The following is a 19,765-nucleotide window of genomic DNA, read 5'->3' as shown; positions in this document are numbered from 1 at the left end:
TGAGGCGTTCGTCTCACCTTCGTTTATTTTGAAACAGAGTGATAAAACCGAAAGGAAGAAACTATCATGGAAAATGCTGAAATTCGAACTATTTTAGATGAAATGAATCAATCAATCACGAGCTTCAGGGGGTCTCTTTGACTTAGATCAGTTAGAAGAAGACATCGCAGAAGCTGAAAATAGAATGGCAGAGCCAGAGTTTTGGGATAATTCAGAAACCGCCCAGCAGTTAATCAATGAAACCAATGTTCATAAAGAAAAATTCCAACAATTCCATCAATTCGCTGATGAGTTGGAAGAATTAGAAATTATGAGTGAGATGCAGCTAGAAGAATTTGATCCAGATACACAAAGTGAATTAGAAGAACGGTTATTGGCATTAAAAGAAAAATTAAGTATCTATGAGCTTTCCTTATTATTGAACGAACCTTATGACAAAAATAATGTTATTATGGAGCTTCATCCAGGAGCTGGTGGTACGGAGTCACAGGATTGGGGCAGTATGTTGCTTCGAATGTATACTCGTTGGGCTGAAAGTCATGGCTTTCAAGTTGAGACTTTAGATTATCAATCTGGAGATGAAGCAGGCATCAAAAGTGTTACGCTTTTGATCAAAGGGTATAATGCGTATGGCTATTTGAAATCTGAAAAAGGCGTTCATCGCTTGGTTCGTATTTCACCTTTTGATTCAGCGAAACGCCGACACACTTCATTTTGTTCAGTTGACATTATGCCTGAATTAGATGAAAATGTTGAGATTGATATCAATACAGATGATTTAAAAGTTGATACGTATCGTGCCAGCGGAGCTGGAGGTCAACATATTAATAAAACAGAATCAGCTGTCCGAATCACTCATATTCCTACAGGCACAGTAGTTGCCAGCCAAGCACAACGTTCACAACTAAAAAACCGTGAACAAGCAATGGGCATGCTAAAAGCGAAACTTTATCAATTAGAAATGGATAAAAAAGCGCAAGAAGCAGCTTCACTACGCGGTGAACAACTAGAGATTGGCTGGGGTTCACAAATTCGTTCTTACGTTTTCCATCCATATTCAATGGTCAAAGATCATAGAACCAATTATGAAACTGGAAATGTACAGGCAGTAATGGATGGAGATTTAGATGGTTTTATTGATGCTTACTTAAAGCAGAAATTAAATTGATTAATTCACATAAATGAAACAAAATTGTAAACTGTTGAAAGAGCCTTGAAACAAAGTCATGTTATAATGATTGATAGTCTAGAAAACAGAGATGGAGAGAATACGCCATGATTGAAATGAAAGATGTAATGAAAAAATATTCGAATGGTACAACTGCGATTCGAAATATTTCAGTGGAAATAAAACAAGGTGAATTCGTTTATGTTGTTGGACCTTCCGGAGCCGGGAAATCGACATTTATTAAATTGATGTACCGTGAAGAAAAAGCAACAAAAGGACGCTTGAAAGTAGCTAGTCATGACTTAATGAAAATAAAAAATGCTGAAGTTCCTTATCTTAGAAGAGAAATCGGAATCGTCTTTCAGGATTACAAACTATTAACGAAAAAAACTGTTTATGAAAATGTCGCTTATGCGATGCAAGTTATTGGTCGTAAACCAAGAGACGTCAAGAAAAGAGTAATGGAAGTTCTTGATTTGGTTGGGTTAAAACACAAAGTGCGCGTTTTTCCAAGTGAATTATCTGGTGGGGAACAGCAACGTGTATCTATTGCACGTGCCATCGTAAATACACCGAAAGTGCTAATTGCTGATGAGCCGACTGGAAACCTTGACCCGGAAAACTCATGGGAAATCATGAAACTTTTAGACCGGATCAATGCGCAAGGAACAACGGTTGTAATGGCAACACACAACAGCACGATTGTAAACACGATCCGTCATCGCGTAATCGCCATCGAAAATGGCCGAATTATTCGAGACCAAGCGGAAGGAGACTATGGCTACGATGATTAGAACGTTCTTTTCTCACGTCCTAGAAAGTATCAAAAGTTTAAAACGTAATGGGTGGATGACGATTGCGTCTGCCAGTGCTGTTACGATTACTTTAGTCCTTGTTGGGATTTTTATGGCAGTAATTTTCAATGCAACAAAATTAGCAAAAGATATTGAAGAAAACGTAACAGTATCAGTTTTTGTGGACATCGGTACGACACCAGATGAAATGCAAAAACTTGAAAAAGAATTAAATAAAATCGATAATGTTGCAACAATCTCATATTCAAATAAAGATAAACAATTAAAGAAAATCCAAAACCAAATGGGTGAAGCGTGGAACTTATTCGAAGGTGACAGCAACCCATTGTATGATGTATATCTTGTAAGTGCAAAAGAACCATCAGATACAAAAAAAATCTCAGAAAAAGCAGCTAAGCTACCAAATGTATTTAAAGCAGATTACGGTGGCGTTTCTTCAGATAAGATTTTTAGTATTGCAAGCAAAGTAAGAACTTGGGGATTAGGCGCAGCACTTTTACTATTATTTGTGGCAGTCTTCTTGATTTCTAATACGATTCGTATCACGATTATTTCTCGTCAAAGAGAAATTCAAATCATGCGTTTGGTAGGTGCTAAAAATGGATATATTCGTTGGCCTTTCTTTATAGAAGGTGCTTGGATAGGTCTATTAGGAGCCGTTATCCCAATCTTAGTATTAACGTTTGGTTATCAAAAGTTCTACACGATGTTTAATCCACAGTTGTTAAGTTCAAATTATTCATTATTAAAACCTGAATCATTTATTTGGCAATTAGATTTATTGATGGTAGTCGTGGGTATGACGATTGGTTCTTTAGGTTCAATCATTTCAATGCGTCGTTTCTTAAAAATATAGTTAGAGTAAAGCAGACACTTATGTCTGCTTTTTCTTTACTTATTTTCATAAGTTCGTTATGCTTTAAAAGGGGATCAATGAATAAAGTGATTGGGGTGAATGAATGAAATTTTTATATGATAATTTATTTGTTATTATTTTTATTGCTAATATGCTATTATCGTTGATTATTGTTTTTAGAGAGCGAAAACAAACAGCCCAGACATGGTCTTGGCTACTTGTATTGATGTTTATTCCAGTTTTGGGATTTATACTGTATATTTTCTTAGGACGAGGCATATCAAAAGATAAAATTTTTGACATGAAGATGCAAGCAAAAATCGGAATGAATGCTGAAATAGAATTTGAGAAACAATCATTATTAAGAGGATTATTTCCGCATCCACCAACAGGAGAAGTGGATTCAAAGCAACTGATATACATGTTGACTGTATTTGAAAGTTCATTATATACAACAAATAACGAAATTCGTTTGTACACAGATGGTAGAGAAAAATTTGACGGCTTAATCAAAGATATTCGTCAAGCGAAAGATCATGTTCACATGGAGTATTACATTTACCGTGGAGATACATTAGGAAAAGAAATTCGTAAAGAATTGATCGACGCTGTTAAACGTGGTGTGAAAGTTCGTTTGCTTCTAGATGCGTGGGGATCGACTCAGGTAAATATGAAATTTTTTGAAGAGTTAAAAAAACTTGGCGGAGAAATCGCTTTTTTCTTTCCGTTGTTTGTCCCGTATTTGAATCCGCGAATCAATTATCGAAATCATCGGAAAATCGTTGTGATCGATGGGAAAATCGGTTACACTGGCGGTTTTAATGTAGGTGATGAATATTTAGGTGCAGTCAAGAAATTTGGCTATTGGCGTGATAACCATTTACGCATTCATGGTGAAGCTGTCTATAGTTTACAGAATCGTTTTTTAATGGACTGGAATTCTCAACATCGAGAAGAATTAAGCTATGAGAAGACTTTTTTTCCTCCAATTTATGCTGATGGGAAAAAAGCAGTTCAAGTTGTAACAAGTGGTCCAGATTCAGAACATGAACAAATCAAGATGACCTACTTAAAAATGATTTCGATTGCTAAAAAAGAAATCTTGATTCAAACACCGTACTATATTCCAGATGCTTCCATCCACGAAGCACTGAAATTAGCTTTATTATCAGGTGTCAAAGTTCGTATGCAAATACCAAACAAACCGGATCATATGTTGGTTTATTGGGCGACATATTCATTTTCAGCTGAACTGTTAGAATATGGCGCGATTATTGAGACATATGAGCATGGCTTTATTCATGCGAAAACAATGATCATTGATGGTGGAATCGTTTCAGTTGGTTCAGCAAATATCGATGTACGTTCTTTCCGTTTGGACTTTGAAGTCAATACGATTATTTATGATAAAGAATTTTCAGAAGAAGTAAGAGATGCTTTTTATGAAGATTCCAAAGTATCTGTACTTCTAACAGAAGAAAAATACCGTAATCGTGGTTTGCTCATCAAGCTGAAGGAAGGATTAGCTCGTCTAATTTCACCATTGTTATAATTGAGATAAGAAGATGTGGCAAAAGTATTTTTCCTTTTGTCACACTTTTTTTTTGCTTATTTCGTATTTTTTGAGCGAGAGTACTGTTATTTTATTATAAAAAAAATCCTGTTTTAGCAACTTATAATTTTCATCTTAAAAAGTTAATGTTAAAATGAATTGATTGAATTGAGTTTGGAGGATTAACAGATAAATGAAAAAGAAAATGCTATTATTTATTAGTCTAATTGGAATATTAACTATGTCAGGCTGTGCCAAGTGGATTGATCGAGGTGAATCGATCACAGCAGTAGGTTCATCCGCGTTACAACCTTTAGTGGAAACCGCAGCTGAAGAGTATCAAAATCAGAATCCTGGCCGTTTTATCAATGTTCAAGGAGGCGGAAGTGGTACAGGTTTAAGCCAAGTTCAGTCTGGTGCTGTTGACATCGGCAACTCAGATTTGTTTGCAGAGGAGAAAAAGGGGATCGATGCCTCTAAATTGACTGATCACAAAGTTGCTGTAGTAGGAGTCACGCCAATCGTAAACAAAAATATTGGAGTATCAGATATTTCATTAGAAAACCTTAGAAAAATATTTTTAGGTGAAATAACAAACTGGAAAGATGTTGGTGGTAAAGATATCCCTATCGTTATGTTAAATCGTGCAGCTGGAAGTGGTACGCGTGCAACTTTTGAACGATGGGTATTAGATGGTAAAACAGCAATTCAAGCACAAGAACAAGATTCTAGCGGGATGGTGCGTTCTATTGTTGCAGATACACCTGGAGCGATCAGTTATACAGCGTTCTCTTATGTTAATGATGAAGTAAATACTTTAAGTATTGATGGTGTAAAGCCAACGGACGAGAATGTTACAATCAATAAATGGACGGTTTGGTCATATGAACATATGTATACACTAGGCAAACCAAAACAATTGACTGAAGAATTCTTAGCCTTCATGTTATCAGATGATGTACAAGAAAAAATCATTGGACAACTAGGGTATATTCCAGTTTCCAAAATGGAAGTTGAACGAGATTGGCAAGGGAATCTTATCAAATAATCGACCTTTACACAAAATTTACAAACTTAACATAAGATTTACATGTTATTAAACGCAAATTTATGTTAAAAAGTTACACTGATTTTATTATGGAAAGTAATGAGTATGATACGCTTTTATTTTATCTAGCTTGACAGGCTAGCCTTTCGGAAAAAAGATAAAATATGAATGAGGCAAAAAGCACCTCAGTCATATTTTCCTATTTTTCAGTCAAGACTGAACGAGCCTGCTACGCTTTTATTTTATCTAGCTTGACAGGCTAGCCTTTCGGAAAAAAGATAAAATATGAATGAGGCAAAAAGCACCTCAGTCATATTTTCCTATTTTTCAGTCAAGGCTGAACGAGCCTGCTACGCTTTTAATTTAAGGAGGAATTTTCTTGGAAGATGTGCAGAAGAAATTGTTAACAAAATCAAAGCGCGCAAGAATGGAACAACGAGGGAAATTTATTAGTTTTCTTTGTATCGCTTTGATTGTTTTGGTTGTTTTATCGATCTTTTATTTTGTTGCAAGTAAAGGCTTAGCAACCTTTTTTACTAATAAAATTAAACTTTCTGATTTTTTATTCGGTACAAATTGGAATCCGAGTGAAACAGGAACGGATGGTAATCCTATGGTAGGAGCTTTGCCGATGATTGCAGGTTCTTTTATCGTAACGTTTTTATCTGCAATTATTGCAACGCCATTTGCGATTGGGGCTGCGGTCTTTATGACAGAGATTTCACCAAAAAAAGGATCAAAAATTTTACAGCCAGTTATTGAACTATTAGTTGGGATTCCTTCTGTAGTTTATGGATTTATTGGATTATCGGTGATCGTGCCGTTTATTCGTTCCATTTTTGGCGGTACAGGATTTGGGATTTTAGCTGGGACATTTGTACTATTTGTTATGATTTTACCAACGGTGACAACAATGACCGTTGATGCTTTAAAATCAGTTCCTCGTCATTATCGTGAAGCATCTCTTGCATTGGGAGCGACTCGCTGGCAAACAATTTACAAAGTCGTTTTAAGAGCAGCTGTTCCTGGAATTTTAACAGCAGTCGTTTTTGGGATGGCTCGTGCATTTGGAGAAGCCTTAGCGATTCAAATGGTTATCGGAAACGCAGCAATTATGCCTTCTAGCTTAACAACACCTGCATCAACATTAACAAGTATTTTGACTATGGGTATCGGAAATACGATCATGGGAACAGTAGAAAACAATGTACTTTGGTCACTTGCGTTGATTTTGCTGTTGATGTCGTTACTTTTCAATATCATTATTCGGATCATTGGTAGGAAAGGGGCCTTGAAATAATGAATGCAAAAAAAGCAGATAAATTTGCAACAGGTGTTCTATATGCGATCTCTGGTGTGATTGTTTTAATTTTGGCAGCTTTGCTACTTTATATCTTAGTTCGAGGAATCCCTCATATTTCTTGGGACTTTTTAACGAAACCTTCAAAAGCGTATCAAGCAGGCGGCGGTATCGGAATTCAATTATTTAACTCATTATATTTATTGTTGATCACGATGTTGATCAGTTTTCCTATTTCACTTGGAGCTGGGATTTATTTATCTGAATATGCCAAGAAAAACTGGATAACAGATGTGATTCGTACGTCAATTGAAATTTTAAGTTCATTACCTTCAGTGGTTGTTGGTTTGTTCGGTTTCTTGATTTTTGTTGTACAAATCGGTTATGGATTTTCGATCATTTCCGGTGCGTTGGCTTTGACCTTTTTCAATTTACCTTTATTGACTAGAAATGTTGAAGAGTCATTAAAAGCAGTTCACTATACACAGCGTGAGGCTGGGTTGTCGCTAGGTTTATCTCGTTGGGAAACGGTGACTAAAGTTGTTGTTCCTGAAGCGTTACCTGGAATTTTAACAGGTGTAATTTTGAGTTCTGGAAGAATTTTTGGTGAAGCAGCTGCATTGATTTATACTGCAGGACAAAGCGCACCAGCACTTGATTTCAGCAATTGGAATCCAATGAGTGTCTCAAGTCCAATCAGTATTTTCCGTCAAGCTGAAACATTAGCGGTCCATATTTGGAAAATCAATACAGAAGGCACAATGCCGGATGGAGCAGCTGTTTCTGCGGGTGCTTCTGCTGTTCTGATTTTAGTCGTTTTACTATTTAATTTCGGCGCACGCTTTATCGGAAACAGATTATATAAAAGAATGACATCAGCCTAATGTTAGGGGAATCAGAATGAAAGAATATAATTTAAATGACACAAATATTATTAAATTACCTGAGCCGATTGCTTTGCATACCGATGATCTACACGTTTGGTATGGCGATAATGAAGCAATCAAAGGTGTTGATTTAGAATTTGAAAAAAACAAAATCACCGCTTTGATTGGTCCTTCTGGCTGTGGTAAATCGACATATCTACGTTCATTAAATCGTATGAATGATGGAATTGCGAATACCAAAGTAACTGGAAATATCATGTATAAAGGCGTAAATGTCAATACAAAAGAGGTCGATGTTTATGAAATGCGTAAACGAATTGGCATGGTATTCCAACGTCCAAATCCGTTTAGTAAATCAATTTATGAAAATATCACATTTGCTTTAAAACAGCACGGCGAAAAAGATAAGAAAAAACTAGATGAAATTGTTGAAACCAGCTTAAAACAAGCTGCACTTTGGGATCAAGTCAAAGATAACTTAGATAAAAGTGCGTTAGCTTTATCTGGTGGTCAACAGCAGCGTTTATGTATTGCCCGAGCAATTGCGATGAAACCAGATATTTTACTTTTGGATGAACCGGCAAGTGCCTTAGATCCGATTTCAACTGGTAAAGTGGAAGAAACATTGGTGAATTTAAAAGATGATTACACAATTATTATCGTGACTCATAATATGCAACAAGCTGCCCGTATCAGTGATTATACTGCCTTTTTCTACTTGGGAAAAGTAATTGAGTACGATGAAACAAGAAAAATCTTTACACGACCAAAAATTCAAGCAACAGAAGACTATGTTTCTGGACATTTTGGTTAGGAGGGGCAAGATGACAAAAGAGATTATTTCATCAAAAGATTTACATTTATATTACGGTAAAAAAGAAGCCTTAAAAGGAATTGATTTGAGCATCAATCAAGGCGAAATCACTGCTATGATCGGACCTTCAGGCTGTGGTAAATCAACATACCTACGTTCATTGAATCGAATGAATGATTTGATTCCAGGTGTGACAATCACGGGAAGTGTGGTTTACAAAGGAAAAGATATTTATGGTCCTAAAACGGATATCGTCGATTTGCGTAAAGAAATCGGCATGGTTTTTCAACAGCCAAATCCTTTTCCATTTTCTGTCTATGAGAATGTGATTTATGGGTTACGTTTAAAAGGTGAAAAAAACAAACAAGTTTTAGATGAAGCGGTTGAAACAAGTTTAAAAGCGGCTGCTGTTTGGGACGATGTGAAAGATAAACTGCATAAAAGTGCATTGTCTTTATCTGGCGGACAACAACAACGTGTTTGTATAGCACGGGTTTTAGCTGTTGATCCTGAAATTATTTTATTAGATGAACCAACAAGTGCGCTAGACCCTGTTTCTAGTGGTAAAATCGAAAATATGCTGTTAACTTTAAAAGAAAAGTATACAATGATCATGGTGACTCATAATATGTCACAAGCGTCTCGTATTTCTGATAAAACAGCCTTCTTTTTACAAGGCGAGTTAATAGAATTTAATGATACAAAAAAGATATTCTTAAATCCAAAAGAAAAACAAACAGAAGATTATATTTCTGGAAAATTCGGTTAAACAATAAAGGGGGAAAAACAAATGTTGCGCAGCCAGTTTGAAGAAGAATTATTGAATTTGCATAATCAATTTTATGAAATGGGTATGATGGTCAGTAATGTAGTACATAAATCTGTACGTGCTTATATCAACCATGATAAAAAAATTGCTAACGAAGTAATTGATTATGATGTAGAAATCAACGATATGGAAGTAAAACTAGAAAAGAAAAGTTTTGAAATGATTGCTTTACAACAACCAGTAACAACTGATCTAAGAATGATCATTACAGTAATGAAAGCTAGTTCTGATTTAGAAAGAATGGCGGATCATGCTGTATCGATTGCTAAATCAACGATTCGCTTAAAAGGAGAAACAAGAATTCCTGAAATTGAAAAAGAAATTTCTGATATGTCTGATTATGTGAAGAAAATGGTTGATAATGTATTGATCGCATATGTAAAAACAGATCAAAAAGATGCTCGAATGATCGCTAAAATGGATACAAGAGTGAATGAATACTTTGATAGTATTTATAGCCATTCTATTAAAGCAATGCAGGCGAATCCAGAAACAGTTATCAGTGGAACGGATTATCTGCATGTAGCAACGTATTTAGAACGTATCGGTGACTATGTGACAAATATCTGTGAATGGATCGTTTATCTAGCAACAGGAAAAATTACAGAGTTAAATAGCAACCATGATGAATAAGTAGCAAAAAATACCCTTCGATAAGTTGTCGAGGGTATTTTTTCGTAAAAAAGTAAATTAGGAGATAATTTTCAGAAAAGAAATCATTTTGAACGAAATTTCATTATTGTATTTACATTATTTCATCCAAGATGTATTATACAATTATATTGGAAAGCGCTGACCATTATAATTATTTTGTTTGAGGTGAAAAATTTGGAAGAAGTGAATATTGAAGTTGGTAAAACAAATCAGCTAACGATTGCTGAACAAAGAAAAAGATGGTTTAAAGAATTTATGAAACCGTTCTTAGTTGTAGTAGTTATATACATAACGATGTATATGATTCGTAATAACTTTAAAGCAGCACAGCCACTATTGAAAAGTCAATTGGGGCTTACAACAACAGATCTTGGCTACATCGGTTTTGTTTTTTCGATTGTTTATGGATTTGGTAAATTTATTGTTGGTTATATTGTAGATGGTAAAAATACAAAGAAAATTTTGTCTATCTTATTGTTCTTATCTTCGATCACTGTTTTATGTTTGGGGCTATTATTTACGATGAACAATGTACCAATGGGTTGGATCGTTGTTTTGTGGTCTTTGAATGGATTATTCCAATGTGTAGGTGGGCCGAGTAGTGCTTCTGTTATCACACAATGGACCACAAGAAGCAATCGTGGGCGATATATCGGTTTATGGAATGCTTCTCACAATATCGGTGGTGGTTTTGCAGGGATTTTTGCAGTATGGTGTGCAACGACTTTCTTCAAAGGACAAGTAGCAGGAATGTTTATTATTCCAGCAATCGTTGCAGCAGTGGTTGCTGTAGTTACATTTTTTATTGGTAAAAACAGACCAGAAGATTTAGGCTGGAATTCAAGTGAAGAGATTTTTGGCGAACCAATTGAAGAAGCAAATGTGGATGCTGAAAACTTAACGAAATGGGAAATTTTTAAAAAGTATTTATTAACAAATCCATATATTTGGGTTTTATGTGTAGCAAACGTTTTTGTCTATATTGTCCGTATTGGGATAGATAATTGGGCGCCTTTATACGTTACAGAACATCTTAACTTTTCACAAGAAGCAGCTGCTCAAACAATTTTCTATTTTGAAATGGGTGCTTTAGTCGGGTGTTTAGCTTGGGGTTATATCTCAGATTTACTTAAAGGACGTCCCGCTTTAGTTGCTACAATCAGTACTATTTTATTGCCGATTGGCATTATTGGCTATCAACTTGGCACAACGGAACTTGTGATCAATGTGTCATTATTCATGTTAGGGATGATGATTTTTGGTCCACAATTATTGATCAACTTGTCTATGTTAGGATTTGTGCCGAAAAAAGCAACAGTTGTTTCAGGAGGATTATTAGGCGCTTTTGCTTATTTATTCGGTGATTCAATGGCTAAGATCTTATTAGCAAAAATTTCTGATCCATCTAAAAATGGGGTGAATTTCTTTGGTCACGTGCTACATGGTTGGAATGATACCTTTATTATTTTCTATATTTCAATTGTAATTATTGTAGTTCTCTTGGGAAGTGTAGCATTGGCAGAAGAAAAAAGAAGAAAAAAAGTAAACGCATAAAGGTGGAGTAAACAAATGAATGTACAAATTACGAATTTTAGAGATTTAGGCGGTATTAAAAATAAAGAAGGAAAAACGGTTAAACCAAAGAAATTATTACGTTCAGGCCATTTAGTTAATTTGGATAAAATAACACAAAAAACGTTGACCGACACATTTAATTTAACAAGAATCATTGATTTTAGACGTGAGTTTGAAATCAGTGAGTCACCAGATACACCGGTTGAAGATGTGGAATATGTCAATTTAGATTTGCTTGGGAAAATGAACGCTAAAAATTCGAGTTTAGCTGATTTTGCTAAATTAAAATCGATTGAAGCTGTCGATAAGCATATGTTGGGTGTTTATGAAGATCTGATCTTAAATCCAGGAGCACAAGAAGGTTTTACAGAATTTATGGACTATATCTTAGCAAATAAAAATGGTTCAACAATTTTCCATTGTTTTGCTGGAAAAGACCGTACAGGTTATGCTTCAGCCTTATTATTGTTATTGTTAGATGTGGAAAAAGAAGAGATTTATAAAGATTTCCTAGTGACAAATACAGAAAGAAAACAAGCCAATGATGAATTGGTTCAGCAGTTTAGAGAGCAAGGCTTTAGTGAAGAACAGTTAGAATCTTTAGCAACAGCGCTTTATGTGAAAGAAGATTATTTGGATCATGCATTCCATTTGATTGAGAAACATTTTGGCACGGCAGAAAATTATGCCGCTGAATGCTTGAACTTTGATAAAGAAAAACTTGAAGAATTTAGACGTATTTATTTAATTGACTAAGGAAGTGTCGTTTGTTTTCCTCATTTTTTCTTGCTATAATTAAGGAAAATAAAAAGAACGGATTATAAAAATGGATAAACAAAAACAACAACTTAGTATTGAGGCCGCTAGATTGTATTATCAATCTGGTCTTGGTCAACAAGAAATCGCCAAAAAATTAGACGTTTCCCGACCAACTATTTCTAGATTGCTGAATTATGCCAAGGAAAAAGGTTATGTGCAGATTACAATCTCTGACCCTTTTTCCGATCTGTTTGAACTTGAAAAAAAAATCAAAGAAAAATATGACTTATTAGAAGTGCACGTTGTGTTCTCTCCTGAAACAAATTATCAGGTGATCACAGAGTATCTTACCTCATATGCCGCTGAATATTTGGAAGAAACCATTAAAAATGGAGATATTCTGGGCGTTAGCTGGGGCACGACAATGTATGAAATTGCAAGGAAACTCGATCCTCAGGAAAGAGTAGGCGTGGAAATCGTTCAATTAAAGGGTGGAATCAGCCATTCTAATGTAAATACTTATGCTAACGAAACATTAACATTATTTGAAAAAGCTTTTCAGACTGTGGCCGTACAATTGCCGCTACCAGTTATTTTTGACAATGCAGAAGTGAAAAAAATGGTAGAACAAGACCGCCATATTCAAAAAATTATCACAAAAGGAAAACAAGCCAATATTGCGTTATTTACAGTGGGAACAGTTAGAGATGAAGCGTTATTATTTCGTTTGGGTTATTTTAGCGAGGAAGAACAGAAGCTCCTTAAAACACAAGCCGTCGGGGATATTTGTTCGCGCTTTTTTGACAGCAAAGGAGAAATTTGCAGTCAGAAGATCAATGAACGAACAATTGGTATTGAGTTATCTGAACTAAGAGAAAAGGAAAAGGCGATTTTAGTAGCTGGTGGCTCACGAAAGATTGAAGCAATCGATGGTGCTTTAGCAGGCAAGTATGCAAATGTGCTGATTATTGATCAAAGTGCTGCTGAAGGTTTACTGAAATTGTAAAACATACTGAGCTAAGTATAAATGGGAACGTAGTCATCAGCCGTTCCTATTTATTTTTGCATAAATTGAACATAATTTCATAGTTGTGTTTACAAATGTTCTGGTCGGGTGTATAATACAATTATCAAAACTAAAGGAGTGTAGTAATGGCTATTGCAAAAATGATTGACCATACAGCGTTAAAACCCGAAACAACAAAGGATATGATCGTAAAACTATGCCAAGAAGCAAAAAAATATCAGTTTGCTTCAGTTTGTGTGAATCCTTATTGGGTTAAGTTATCTAGTACTGAATTAGAAGGTACAGGTGTTGATGTTTGTACTGTGATTGGTTTTCCTTTAGGTGCAAATACATCTGAAACAAAAGCGTTTGAAACTAAGAATGCTATTGCTAATGGTGCAACTGAAGTTGACATGGTAATCAATGTAGGTGCATTAAAATCAGGCGATTTAGATACAGTTGAAGCGGATATTCGTGCAGTTGTTGAAGCATCAGGAAATGTTCTTGTAAAAGTAATTCTTGAAACATGTCTACTTACAAAAGAAGAAATTGTAACAGTTTCTGAATTATCAGTTAAAGCAGGCGCAGATTTTGTTAAAACATCAACAGGTTTTTCAACTGGTGGAGCAACAACAGAAGATATCGCCTTAATGAGAAAAACTGTAGGACCTAACATTGGTGTTAAAGCTTCTGGCGGCGTTAGAACAAAAGAAGAAGTACTAGCAATGGTCGTAGCAGGTGCATCAAGAGTTGGTGCAAGTGCAGGTGTTTCAATTGTTTCTGGCGAAACATCAGATCAAGGTAACGGTTACTAAAAAAAGAATAAAGTAAGCATTCTGCTTACTTTTACAAATGAATGTAAACGAGTTCAATTGGAGGAGAAGATGAAGTATTTAATTGGGTGTCTAGGTTTGTTATTTTTTATCGGAGTAGCATGGTTAACGAGTAATGATCGTAAAAAGGTTAAAATCAGGCCGATTATTGTTATGCTGATTTTGCAATTTATTTTAGGATTTGTACTGTTAAATACAAGTGTAGGTAATTTTGTTATAGAAGGAATTGCCAAAGGATTTGACAATTTATTACAATATGCTGCTGAAGGTGTAAATTTCGTTTTTGGAGGTTTGATCAATCCAGATGAAAGCTCATTCTTTATTGGTGTTTTGTTACCGATTGTTTTTATCTCAGCATTAATTGGAATTTTACAGTATTTTAAAATCCTTCCATTTATTGTGAAATACATTGGTCTTGCTTTAAGTAAAGTAAACGGCATGGGCAAGTTAGAATCTTACAATGCTGTGGCATCGGCTATTTTAGGACAGTCAGAAGTATTTATTTCTGTGAAAAAACAGCTGGGATTATTACCGAAACATCGCTTATATACCTTATGTGCTTCAGCAATGTCTACTGTATCGATGGCAATTATAGGTTCATACATGTTTTTACTAAAACCACAATACGTGGTAACTGCTATCGTTTTAAACTTATTTGGAGGATTTATCATCACATCAGTTATCAATCCATATGAAGTGACACCGGAAGAAGACGTTCTAGAAGTAAAAGATGAAAAAAAACAATCCTTTTTTGAAATGCTAGGAGAATACATCATGGACGGATTCCATGTGGCGATCACGGTTGCTGCAATGCTGATTGGTTTTGTAGCTGTTATTACGATGATCAACGCGATTTTTAAAGGAATTTTCGGAATTTCGTTCCAGGATATTATCGGATATTTAGTTGCACCATTTGCATTCTTGATGGGTGTACCAGCAAATGAAATAGTAGATGCTGGAAGTATCATGGCAACAAAACTAGTATCCAATGAGTTTGTTGCCATGACCAATTTAACTTCAAGTTCGATCGAATTCACTGGCAGAACGACAGCGATTATATCTGTTTTCTTAGTTTCTTTCGCAAACTTCTCTTCAATCGGCATTATCTCGGGCGCTGTTAAAAGTTTGAATGAAGAACAAGGAAATGTGGTTGCTCGCTTTGGGATAAAATTACTATTTGGGGCAACACTTGTTAGCTGTCTAACAGCAACGATCGTTGGACTACTTTATTAATCTCCAATTTTAATTGATGAGGTGAAAAGAAATGGAAAAATTTAAAAGAATACATGTTGTTGTGATGGATTCTGTAGGAATTGGTGAGGCGCCAGATGCAAATGCCTTTGACGACTTTGATGTAGATACATTAGGTCATATCGCCAGAGAAATGAATGGATTAGACTTGCCAAATATGGAAAGCTTAGGTTTATCCAACATTAAAGAAATTGATGGCGTAAAAAAAGTAGAGAAGCCTTTAGGTTACTATACAAAAATGCAGGAAACTTCTGCTGGTAAAGATACAATGACAGGTCATTGGGAAATTATGGGTTTATACATAGATAAACCTTTCCGTGTTTTCCCAGATGGATTTCCTGATGAATTGTTAGAAAAAATCAAATCATTTTCTGGAAGAGAAATCATTGGCAACAAAGCAGCAAGCGGAACAGAAATTCTTGAAGAGCTAGGCGAAGAGCAACTTAAAACAGGGGCGCTGATTGTTTATACTTCTGCTGATTCTGTTTTACAGATTGCAGCTAATGAAGAAATCATTCCTCTAGAAGAATTATACCGCATTTGTGAATATGCGCGAGAAATCACTAGAGATGAGCCATACATGTTAGGTCGTATTATTGCTAGACCATTTGTAGGATCATCAAAAGAAACTTTTAAGCGTACAGCTAACCGTCATGATTATGCGTTAAAACCTTTTGATAAAACAGTGATGGATACATTAAAAGACAACGGCTTAGATTCAATTGCTTTAGGAAAAATATCTGATATTTTTGATGGTGAAGGCGTAACTGAAAGTATTCGCACCGTTTCAAATATGGATGGTATGGATAAATTTATCGAATTACTCGACAAAGAATTCTGTGGCATGAGCTTTTTAAATTTAGTTGATTTTGATGCTGTATTTGGGCACCGGAGAGATCCTTTAGGCTATGGACAAGCACTACAAGAATTTGATCAACGTTTACCAGAAGTCTTTGCTAAATTAAAAGAAGACGATTTATTGATCATTACAGCGGATCATGGAAATGATCCTACGTACAAGGGAACAGATCACACTAGGGAGTATGTACCGTTATTGGTTTACTCTAAGCGTTTCACAGATGGTTGTGAATTAAACGTAAGAGAAACATTTTCTGATATTGGTGCAACAGTTGCGGATAACTTTAATGTAAATATGCCAGATTATGGTACCAGCTTCTTAGGCGATTTAAAATAAAAAAAGGAATGGTGAAAAAAATGAGAATGGTCGATGTTATTGAAAAAAAGCGTAACGGATTTGAATTAACAAAAGAAGAAATTCAATTTTTTATCGATGGCTATACAGCAGGAACAATTCCTGATTATCAAGCAAGCGCATTATTGATGGCTATTTATTTCCAAGATATGACAGATGAAGAGCGCGCAAACTTAACACTTGCAATGGTTGATTCTGGTGACGTCATTGACCTATCTGGAATTGAAGGCGTAAAAGTTGATAAACATTCTACCGGCGGTGTAGGTGATACAACAACATTAGTGTTGGCACCACTTATCGCAGCATTAGATATTCCATTTGCTAAAATGTCTGGCCGTGGTTTAGGTCATACTGGTGGTACATTAGATAAATTAGAATCATTTGACGGTTTCCATATTGAAATCAGTGACGAAGAATTTATCAATATCGTCAATAAAGATAAAATTGCTGTTATTGGTCAGTCAGGTAACTTAACACCCGCTGACAAAAAAATCTATGCTTTACGGGATGTAACAGGAACAGTAAGTTCTATTCCATTAATTGCCGGATCAATTATGAGCAAGAAAATTGCTGCGGGTGCCGATGCAATTGTTTTAGATGTTAAAACAGGTGCTGGTGCGTTCATGAAAACCGAAGAAGATGCTGAAAAATTAGCAGAAGCAATGGTTCGCATTGGAAACTTAGTTGGCAGAAAAACAATGGCTATCATTTCTGATATGTCTCAACCTTTAGGTGCTGCAATTGGGAACTCTTTAGAAATCAAAGAAGCAATCGATACGTTGAAAGGCAATGGACCAGAAGATTTAACTGAGTTAGTATTAACTTTAGGTAGTCAAATGGTTGTTTTAGCTGGCAAAACAGATTCTCTAGATGAAGCACGTCAAATGCTTCTTGGAGTCATCGAAGATGGTTCAGCTTTAGATAAATTTGCTGTATTCGTTAAAAACCAAGGTGGTAATCCTGAATGGGTGAAAAATCCTGACTTATTGCCTCAAGCTGAGTATACTTTTGAAGTAACTGCAGATAAAGACGGTGTTGTATCTGAAATCACAGCGGATGCTATTGGGGTTGCCGCAATGAAATTAGGTGCTGGCCGAGCAACAAAAGAAGATGAAATTGATTTAGCTGTTGGTTTAGTATTAAATAAAAAAATTGGCGACAATGTTAAAGTTGGAGATTCTCTTGTAACGATTCATGCAAACAAAACAGATGTTTCTGAAGTCGAAGCGATGATCAAAGAGAATATACAAATCGGTAATACAGGACAAGCACCTAAATTGATTTACAAACAAATCTCATAAAAACAATTAATAATATAGAAGCTTTCAGAATTATTGATCGCTTAGCCTACTATATTGAAAGAAGAAGATAAAACTCAACCAGAGATATCTTCTTCTTTTTTTGTACTTAGGGAACTATTTTTGATACTGTACGGAAGTACAAGATAAAATTCATTCTTAAGTCCTATGACAAACATCAAAAAAGAAGGCATAATAGGTACATAAGGAAAACACCCTCGGGTGAAAAATTTGCTAAGGAGGCAATTTCCATGAAAGAAAGAGAAAGAGTATTAGACTTAGTTAAAAAAGGTATCCTATCTTCAGAGGAAGCTTTAGTATTATTAGAAAATATGGCGACAGAAAAAGATGAAAAACAAATCAAAAAAGCTGCCGACCAAGTAAACGTAACAAATCCAACTGTTGACACAAAAGAAAATGATAAAGTCGTAGATTTATTGAATAAGTTAGAAAATCAAAAAGCTGAAGACTTCGTCGAACCTGAGATTTCTGATGAAGAAGTAAAAGCAAAAGAAGCACAAGATCATGAACGTTTAGAAAAGATTCTTGATGACTTGGCAACACAAGCCAATCGTACTTCGGTTGAATTAGACGAAGTCAACGCTGAAATTGCTGGTGTTAAAGAGGAAATCAAAGAAGCACAAGAAAAATTGATGGAATTAAACACTAAAGAAGAATTAAGTGAGTTAACAGAAGAAGATTTAGCAACAAGATCTTCATTAGAAACAGAAATCAAGTCTTTAGAAGATTCTTTAGATGAAAGAAATCAAGAAAAAATCGCTTTGGAAGCAGAATTAAAAAATATTCGTAAAGAACAATGGTCTGGCACCAAAGATCGTGTTGCTTCAAAATTTGATATTCCTGATGATTGGAAAGATCAAGCGACAGATACAATCAATCAAGTCGGAGAAAAAATGAGTGAAGCAGGTTCTCAATTAGGTTCATTCCTTAAGAAGACCTTTAACACATTTTCAGAAACAATGAATGATAACATGGAATGGAAAGATGTTAGCTTCAAAGTTCCAGGTGTGGCTACAACAAAATTCGAACATGAATTTAATTATCCAGCACCACTTGCAAGTTTAATTGATGTCAAAGTAGCAAATGGAAATATCGTGTTCAAAACATGGGATCAGCCAGATGTTAAAGTAGAAGGAAAAATCAAACTTTATGGTAAAATGGACGCTGAAACCCCACTGGAAGCTTTCTTGGAAAGAAGCCAAATCGATGTGGATGATGAAGTGATCTCATTCCAAATTCCGAACAAACGTGTTCGTGCAGACCTAATTTTCTACTTACCTGAACGTACATTTGATCATGTGTCAATTAAGTTATTAAACGGAAATGTATCCGTCGAAACACTAAAAGCAAAAGATGTGTACACTAAATCAACAAACGGATCAATCACCTTTAATAAAATCGATGCAACAATGCTTGAGATCGAAGGTGTGAATGGTGATATCAAAGTCTTGGATGGTGACATCTTAGACAATATCATTGAAACGGTTAATGGTACTGTAATGATTGCTGCAACACCACAAACAATCGGTGTTTCATTGATTAATGGGGATGTCCGTATTACAGCGAAAGAAAAAACACTACGTAAAGTAGAAGCAAGTTCGGTTAACGGAAATGTGAAAATCGCATTACCAAATGAATTAGGTGTCGAAGGTACAGTAAAAACAAGCTTAGGCAGTATCAATAGCCGTTTAAGTGATTACGAAGTTATTCGTGAAAAGAAAGAAAGAACCAATCAATTACTACAATTCAGACGTTTGAATGATGATGATATGGCTCAAATCAATGCTTCTACAACAACAGGAAACATTTATTTAAAAGACACAGATAAATAAATGTGTAGAACAGTGAAGGTTTAAAAGTGTTAAATCCTCTGATCAAAAGTTAAG

General features: G+C 35.3%; 18 protein-coding genes. All 18 read left to right on the top strand.

All coding sequences use genetic code 11. The features are described from left to right. Positions 1–66 precede the first annotated feature (66 nt). A protein-coding gene (gene prfB / locus JZO69_RS05450; protein WP_207111881.1) for a peptide chain release factor 2 occupies positions 67–1,168 on the top strand; the annotation gives its coding sequence in 2 pieces (ribosomal slippage) (positions 67–138 and positions 140–1,168; 1,101 coding nt in all). Between the two features lie 107 nt (positions 1,169–1,275). Next, the gene (gene ftsE / locus JZO69_RS05445; RefSeq protein ID WP_207111880.1) at positions 1,276–1,962 is read left to right on the top strand and encodes a cell division ATP-binding protein FtsE; all 687 of its coding nucleotides are present in this window, start codon (positions 1,276–1,278) and stop codon (positions 1,960–1,962) included. Then, on the top strand, positions 1,955–2,839 hold the full coding sequence (gene ftsX, locus JZO69_RS05440; RefSeq protein ID WP_277989624.1) for a permease-like cell division protein FtsX: 885 nt from the start codon (positions 1,955–1,957) through the stop codon (positions 2,837–2,839). The genes ftsE and ftsX overlap by 8 nt, the downstream gene beginning before the upstream one ends. A 103-nt stretch (positions 2,840–2,942) precedes the next feature. Further along, positions 2,943–4,391: a cardiolipin synthase gene (gene cls / locus JZO69_RS05435; RefSeq protein WP_207111878.1), complete on the top strand. Its 1,449-nt coding sequence runs from the start codon at positions 2,943–2,945 to the stop codon at positions 4,389–4,391. 193 nt (positions 4,392–4,584) lie between these two features. Next, complete coding sequence (locus JZO69_RS05430) at positions 4,585–5,439, top strand: phosphate ABC transporter substrate-binding protein PstS (protein ID WP_207111877.1); 855 nt, start codon at positions 4,585–4,587, stop codon at positions 5,437–5,439. Between the two features lie 379 nt (positions 5,440–5,818). Then, positions 5,819–6,739 carry a phosphate ABC transporter permease subunit PstC gene (gene pstC / locus JZO69_RS05425; protein ID WP_207111876.1) on the top strand — a complete coding sequence of 307 codons (921 nt, stop codon included), beginning with the start codon at positions 5,819–5,821 and terminating at the stop codon, positions 6,737–6,739. Then, positions 6,739–7,623: a phosphate ABC transporter permease PstA gene (gene pstA / locus JZO69_RS05420; RefSeq protein WP_207111875.1), complete on the top strand. Its 885-nt coding sequence runs from the start codon at positions 6,739–6,741 to the stop codon at positions 7,621–7,623. The genes pstC and pstA overlap by 1 nt, the downstream gene beginning before the upstream one ends. Before the next feature lie 16 nt (positions 7,624–7,639). Next, a complete protein-coding gene (gene pstB, locus JZO69_RS05415) occupies positions 7,640–8,440 on the top strand; it encodes a phosphate ABC transporter ATP-binding protein PstB (RefSeq protein WP_207111874.1) in 801 nt (266 codons plus the stop codon). Between the two features lie 10 nt (positions 8,441–8,450). Then, positions 8,451–9,209 carry a phosphate ABC transporter ATP-binding protein PstB gene (gene pstB / locus JZO69_RS05410; RefSeq protein ID WP_207111873.1) on the top strand — a complete coding sequence of 253 codons (759 nt, stop codon included), beginning with the start codon at positions 8,451–8,453 and terminating at the stop codon, positions 9,207–9,209. Between the two features lie 21 nt (positions 9,210–9,230). Next, positions 9,231–9,902 (top strand): phosphate signaling complex protein PhoU, encoded by a 672-nt coding sequence (phoU, locus tag JZO69_RS05405; RefSeq protein WP_207111872.1) that lies wholly within the window; start codon positions 9,231–9,233, stop codon positions 9,900–9,902. 204 nt (positions 9,903–10,106) lie between these two features. Beyond that, positions 10,107–11,477, top strand: a complete 1,371-nt coding sequence (gene uhpT, locus JZO69_RS05400) for a hexose-6-phosphate:phosphate antiporter UhpT (protein ID WP_347401572.1) — start codon at positions 10,107–10,109, stop codon at positions 11,475–11,477. Between the two features lie 15 nt (positions 11,478–11,492). Further along, on the top strand, positions 11,493–12,254 hold the full coding sequence (locus tag JZO69_RS05395) for a tyrosine-protein phosphatase (RefSeq protein WP_207111870.1): 762 nt from the start codon (positions 11,493–11,495) through the stop codon (positions 12,252–12,254). Positions 12,255–12,324: 70 nt separating this feature from the next. Further along, positions 12,325–13,263, top strand: a complete 939-nt coding sequence (gene deoR / locus JZO69_RS05390; RefSeq protein ID WP_207111869.1) for a DNA-binding transcriptional repressor DeoR — start codon at positions 12,325–12,327, stop codon at positions 13,261–13,263. A 146-nt stretch (positions 13,264–13,409) separates the two neighbouring features. Beyond that, positions 13,410–14,078 carry a deoxyribose-phosphate aldolase gene (gene deoC, locus JZO69_RS05385; RefSeq protein WP_207111868.1) on the top strand — a complete coding sequence of 223 codons (669 nt, stop codon included), beginning with the start codon at positions 13,410–13,412 and terminating at the stop codon, positions 14,076–14,078. Positions 14,079–14,147: 69 nt separating this feature from the next. Beyond that, the gene (locus JZO69_RS05380; protein ID WP_207111867.1) at positions 14,148–15,329 is read left to right on the top strand and encodes a NupC/NupG family nucleoside CNT transporter; all 1,182 of its coding nucleotides are present in this window, start codon (positions 14,148–14,150) and stop codon (positions 15,327–15,329) included. A 31-nt stretch (positions 15,330–15,360) separates the two neighbouring features. Next, entirely contained in the window at positions 15,361–16,542 is a 1,182-nt protein-coding gene (gene deoB, locus JZO69_RS05375) for a phosphopentomutase (protein WP_207111866.1), read from the top strand. Positions 16,543–16,562: 20 nt separating this feature from the next. After that, positions 16,563–17,861 (top strand): pyrimidine-nucleoside phosphorylase, encoded by a 1,299-nt coding sequence (locus tag JZO69_RS05370; RefSeq protein WP_207111865.1) that lies wholly within the window; start codon positions 16,563–16,565, stop codon positions 17,859–17,861. 248 nt (positions 17,862–18,109) lie between these two features. Then, the gene (gene liaX / locus JZO69_RS05365; RefSeq protein WP_207111864.1) at positions 18,110–19,711 is read left to right on the top strand and encodes a daptomycin-sensing surface protein LiaX; all 1,602 of its coding nucleotides are present in this window, start codon (positions 18,110–18,112) and stop codon (positions 19,709–19,711) included. Positions 19,712–19,765 lie beyond the last annotated feature (54 nt).

This window comes from Candidatus Enterococcus ikei, assembly GCF_017316105.1.
GTDB lineage: Bacteria > Bacillota > Bacilli > Lactobacillales > Enterococcaceae > Enterococcus_L > Enterococcus_L ikei.
Note: the sequence above shows the minus strand (reverse complement) of the source record. Positions and strands in the feature narration are given on the sequence as shown.

What these genes read in the sequence shown, in the direction of transcription:
- deoC (WP_207111868.1), top strand. Translation starts at nt 13,410, where the DNA reads ATGGCTATTGCAAAAATGATTGACCATACAGCGTTAAAACCCGAAACA.
- pstB (WP_207111874.1), top strand. Translation starts at nt 7,640, where the DNA reads ATGAAAGAATATAATTTAAATGACACAAATATTATTAAATTACCTGAG.
- JZO69_RS05370 (WP_207111865.1), top strand. Translation starts at nt 16,563, where the DNA reads ATGAGAATGGTCGATGTTATTGAAAAAAAGCGTAACGGATTTGAATTA.
- JZO69_RS05395 (WP_207111870.1), top strand. Translation starts at nt 11,493, where the DNA reads ATGAATGTACAAATTACGAATTTTAGAGATTTAGGCGGTATTAAAAAT.
- ftsE (WP_207111880.1), top strand. Translation starts at nt 1,276, where the DNA reads ATGATTGAAATGAAAGATGTAATGAAAAAATATTCGAATGGTACAACT.
- deoR (WP_207111869.1), top strand. Translation starts at nt 12,325, where the DNA reads ATGGATAAACAAAAACAACAACTTAGTATTGAGGCCGCTAGATTGTAT.
- liaX (WP_207111864.1), top strand. Translation starts at nt 18,110, where the DNA reads ATGAAAGAAAGAGAAAGAGTATTAGACTTAGTTAAAAAAGGTATCCTA.
- pstA (WP_207111875.1), top strand. Translation starts at nt 6,739, where the DNA reads ATGAATGCAAAAAAAGCAGATAAATTTGCAACAGGTGTTCTATATGCG.
- deoB (WP_207111866.1), top strand. Translation starts at nt 15,361, where the DNA reads ATGGAAAAATTTAAAAGAATACATGTTGTTGTGATGGATTCTGTAGGA.
- ftsX (WP_277989624.1), top strand. Translation starts at nt 1,955, where the DNA reads ATGATTAGAACGTTCTTTTCTCACGTCCTAGAAAGTATCAAAAGTTTA.
- cls (WP_207111878.1), top strand. Translation starts at nt 2,943, where the DNA reads ATGAAATTTTTATATGATAATTTATTTGTTATTATTTTTATTGCTAAT.
- JZO69_RS05430 (WP_207111877.1), top strand. Translation starts at nt 4,585, where the DNA reads ATGAAAAAGAAAATGCTATTATTTATTAGTCTAATTGGAATATTAACT.
- phoU (WP_207111872.1), top strand. Translation starts at nt 9,231, where the DNA reads ATGTTGCGCAGCCAGTTTGAAGAAGAATTATTGAATTTGCATAATCAA.
- pstB (WP_207111873.1), top strand. Translation starts at nt 8,451, where the DNA reads ATGACAAAAGAGATTATTTCATCAAAAGATTTACATTTATATTACGGT.
- JZO69_RS05380 (WP_207111867.1), top strand. Translation starts at nt 14,148, where the DNA reads ATGAAGTATTTAATTGGGTGTCTAGGTTTGTTATTTTTTATCGGAGTA.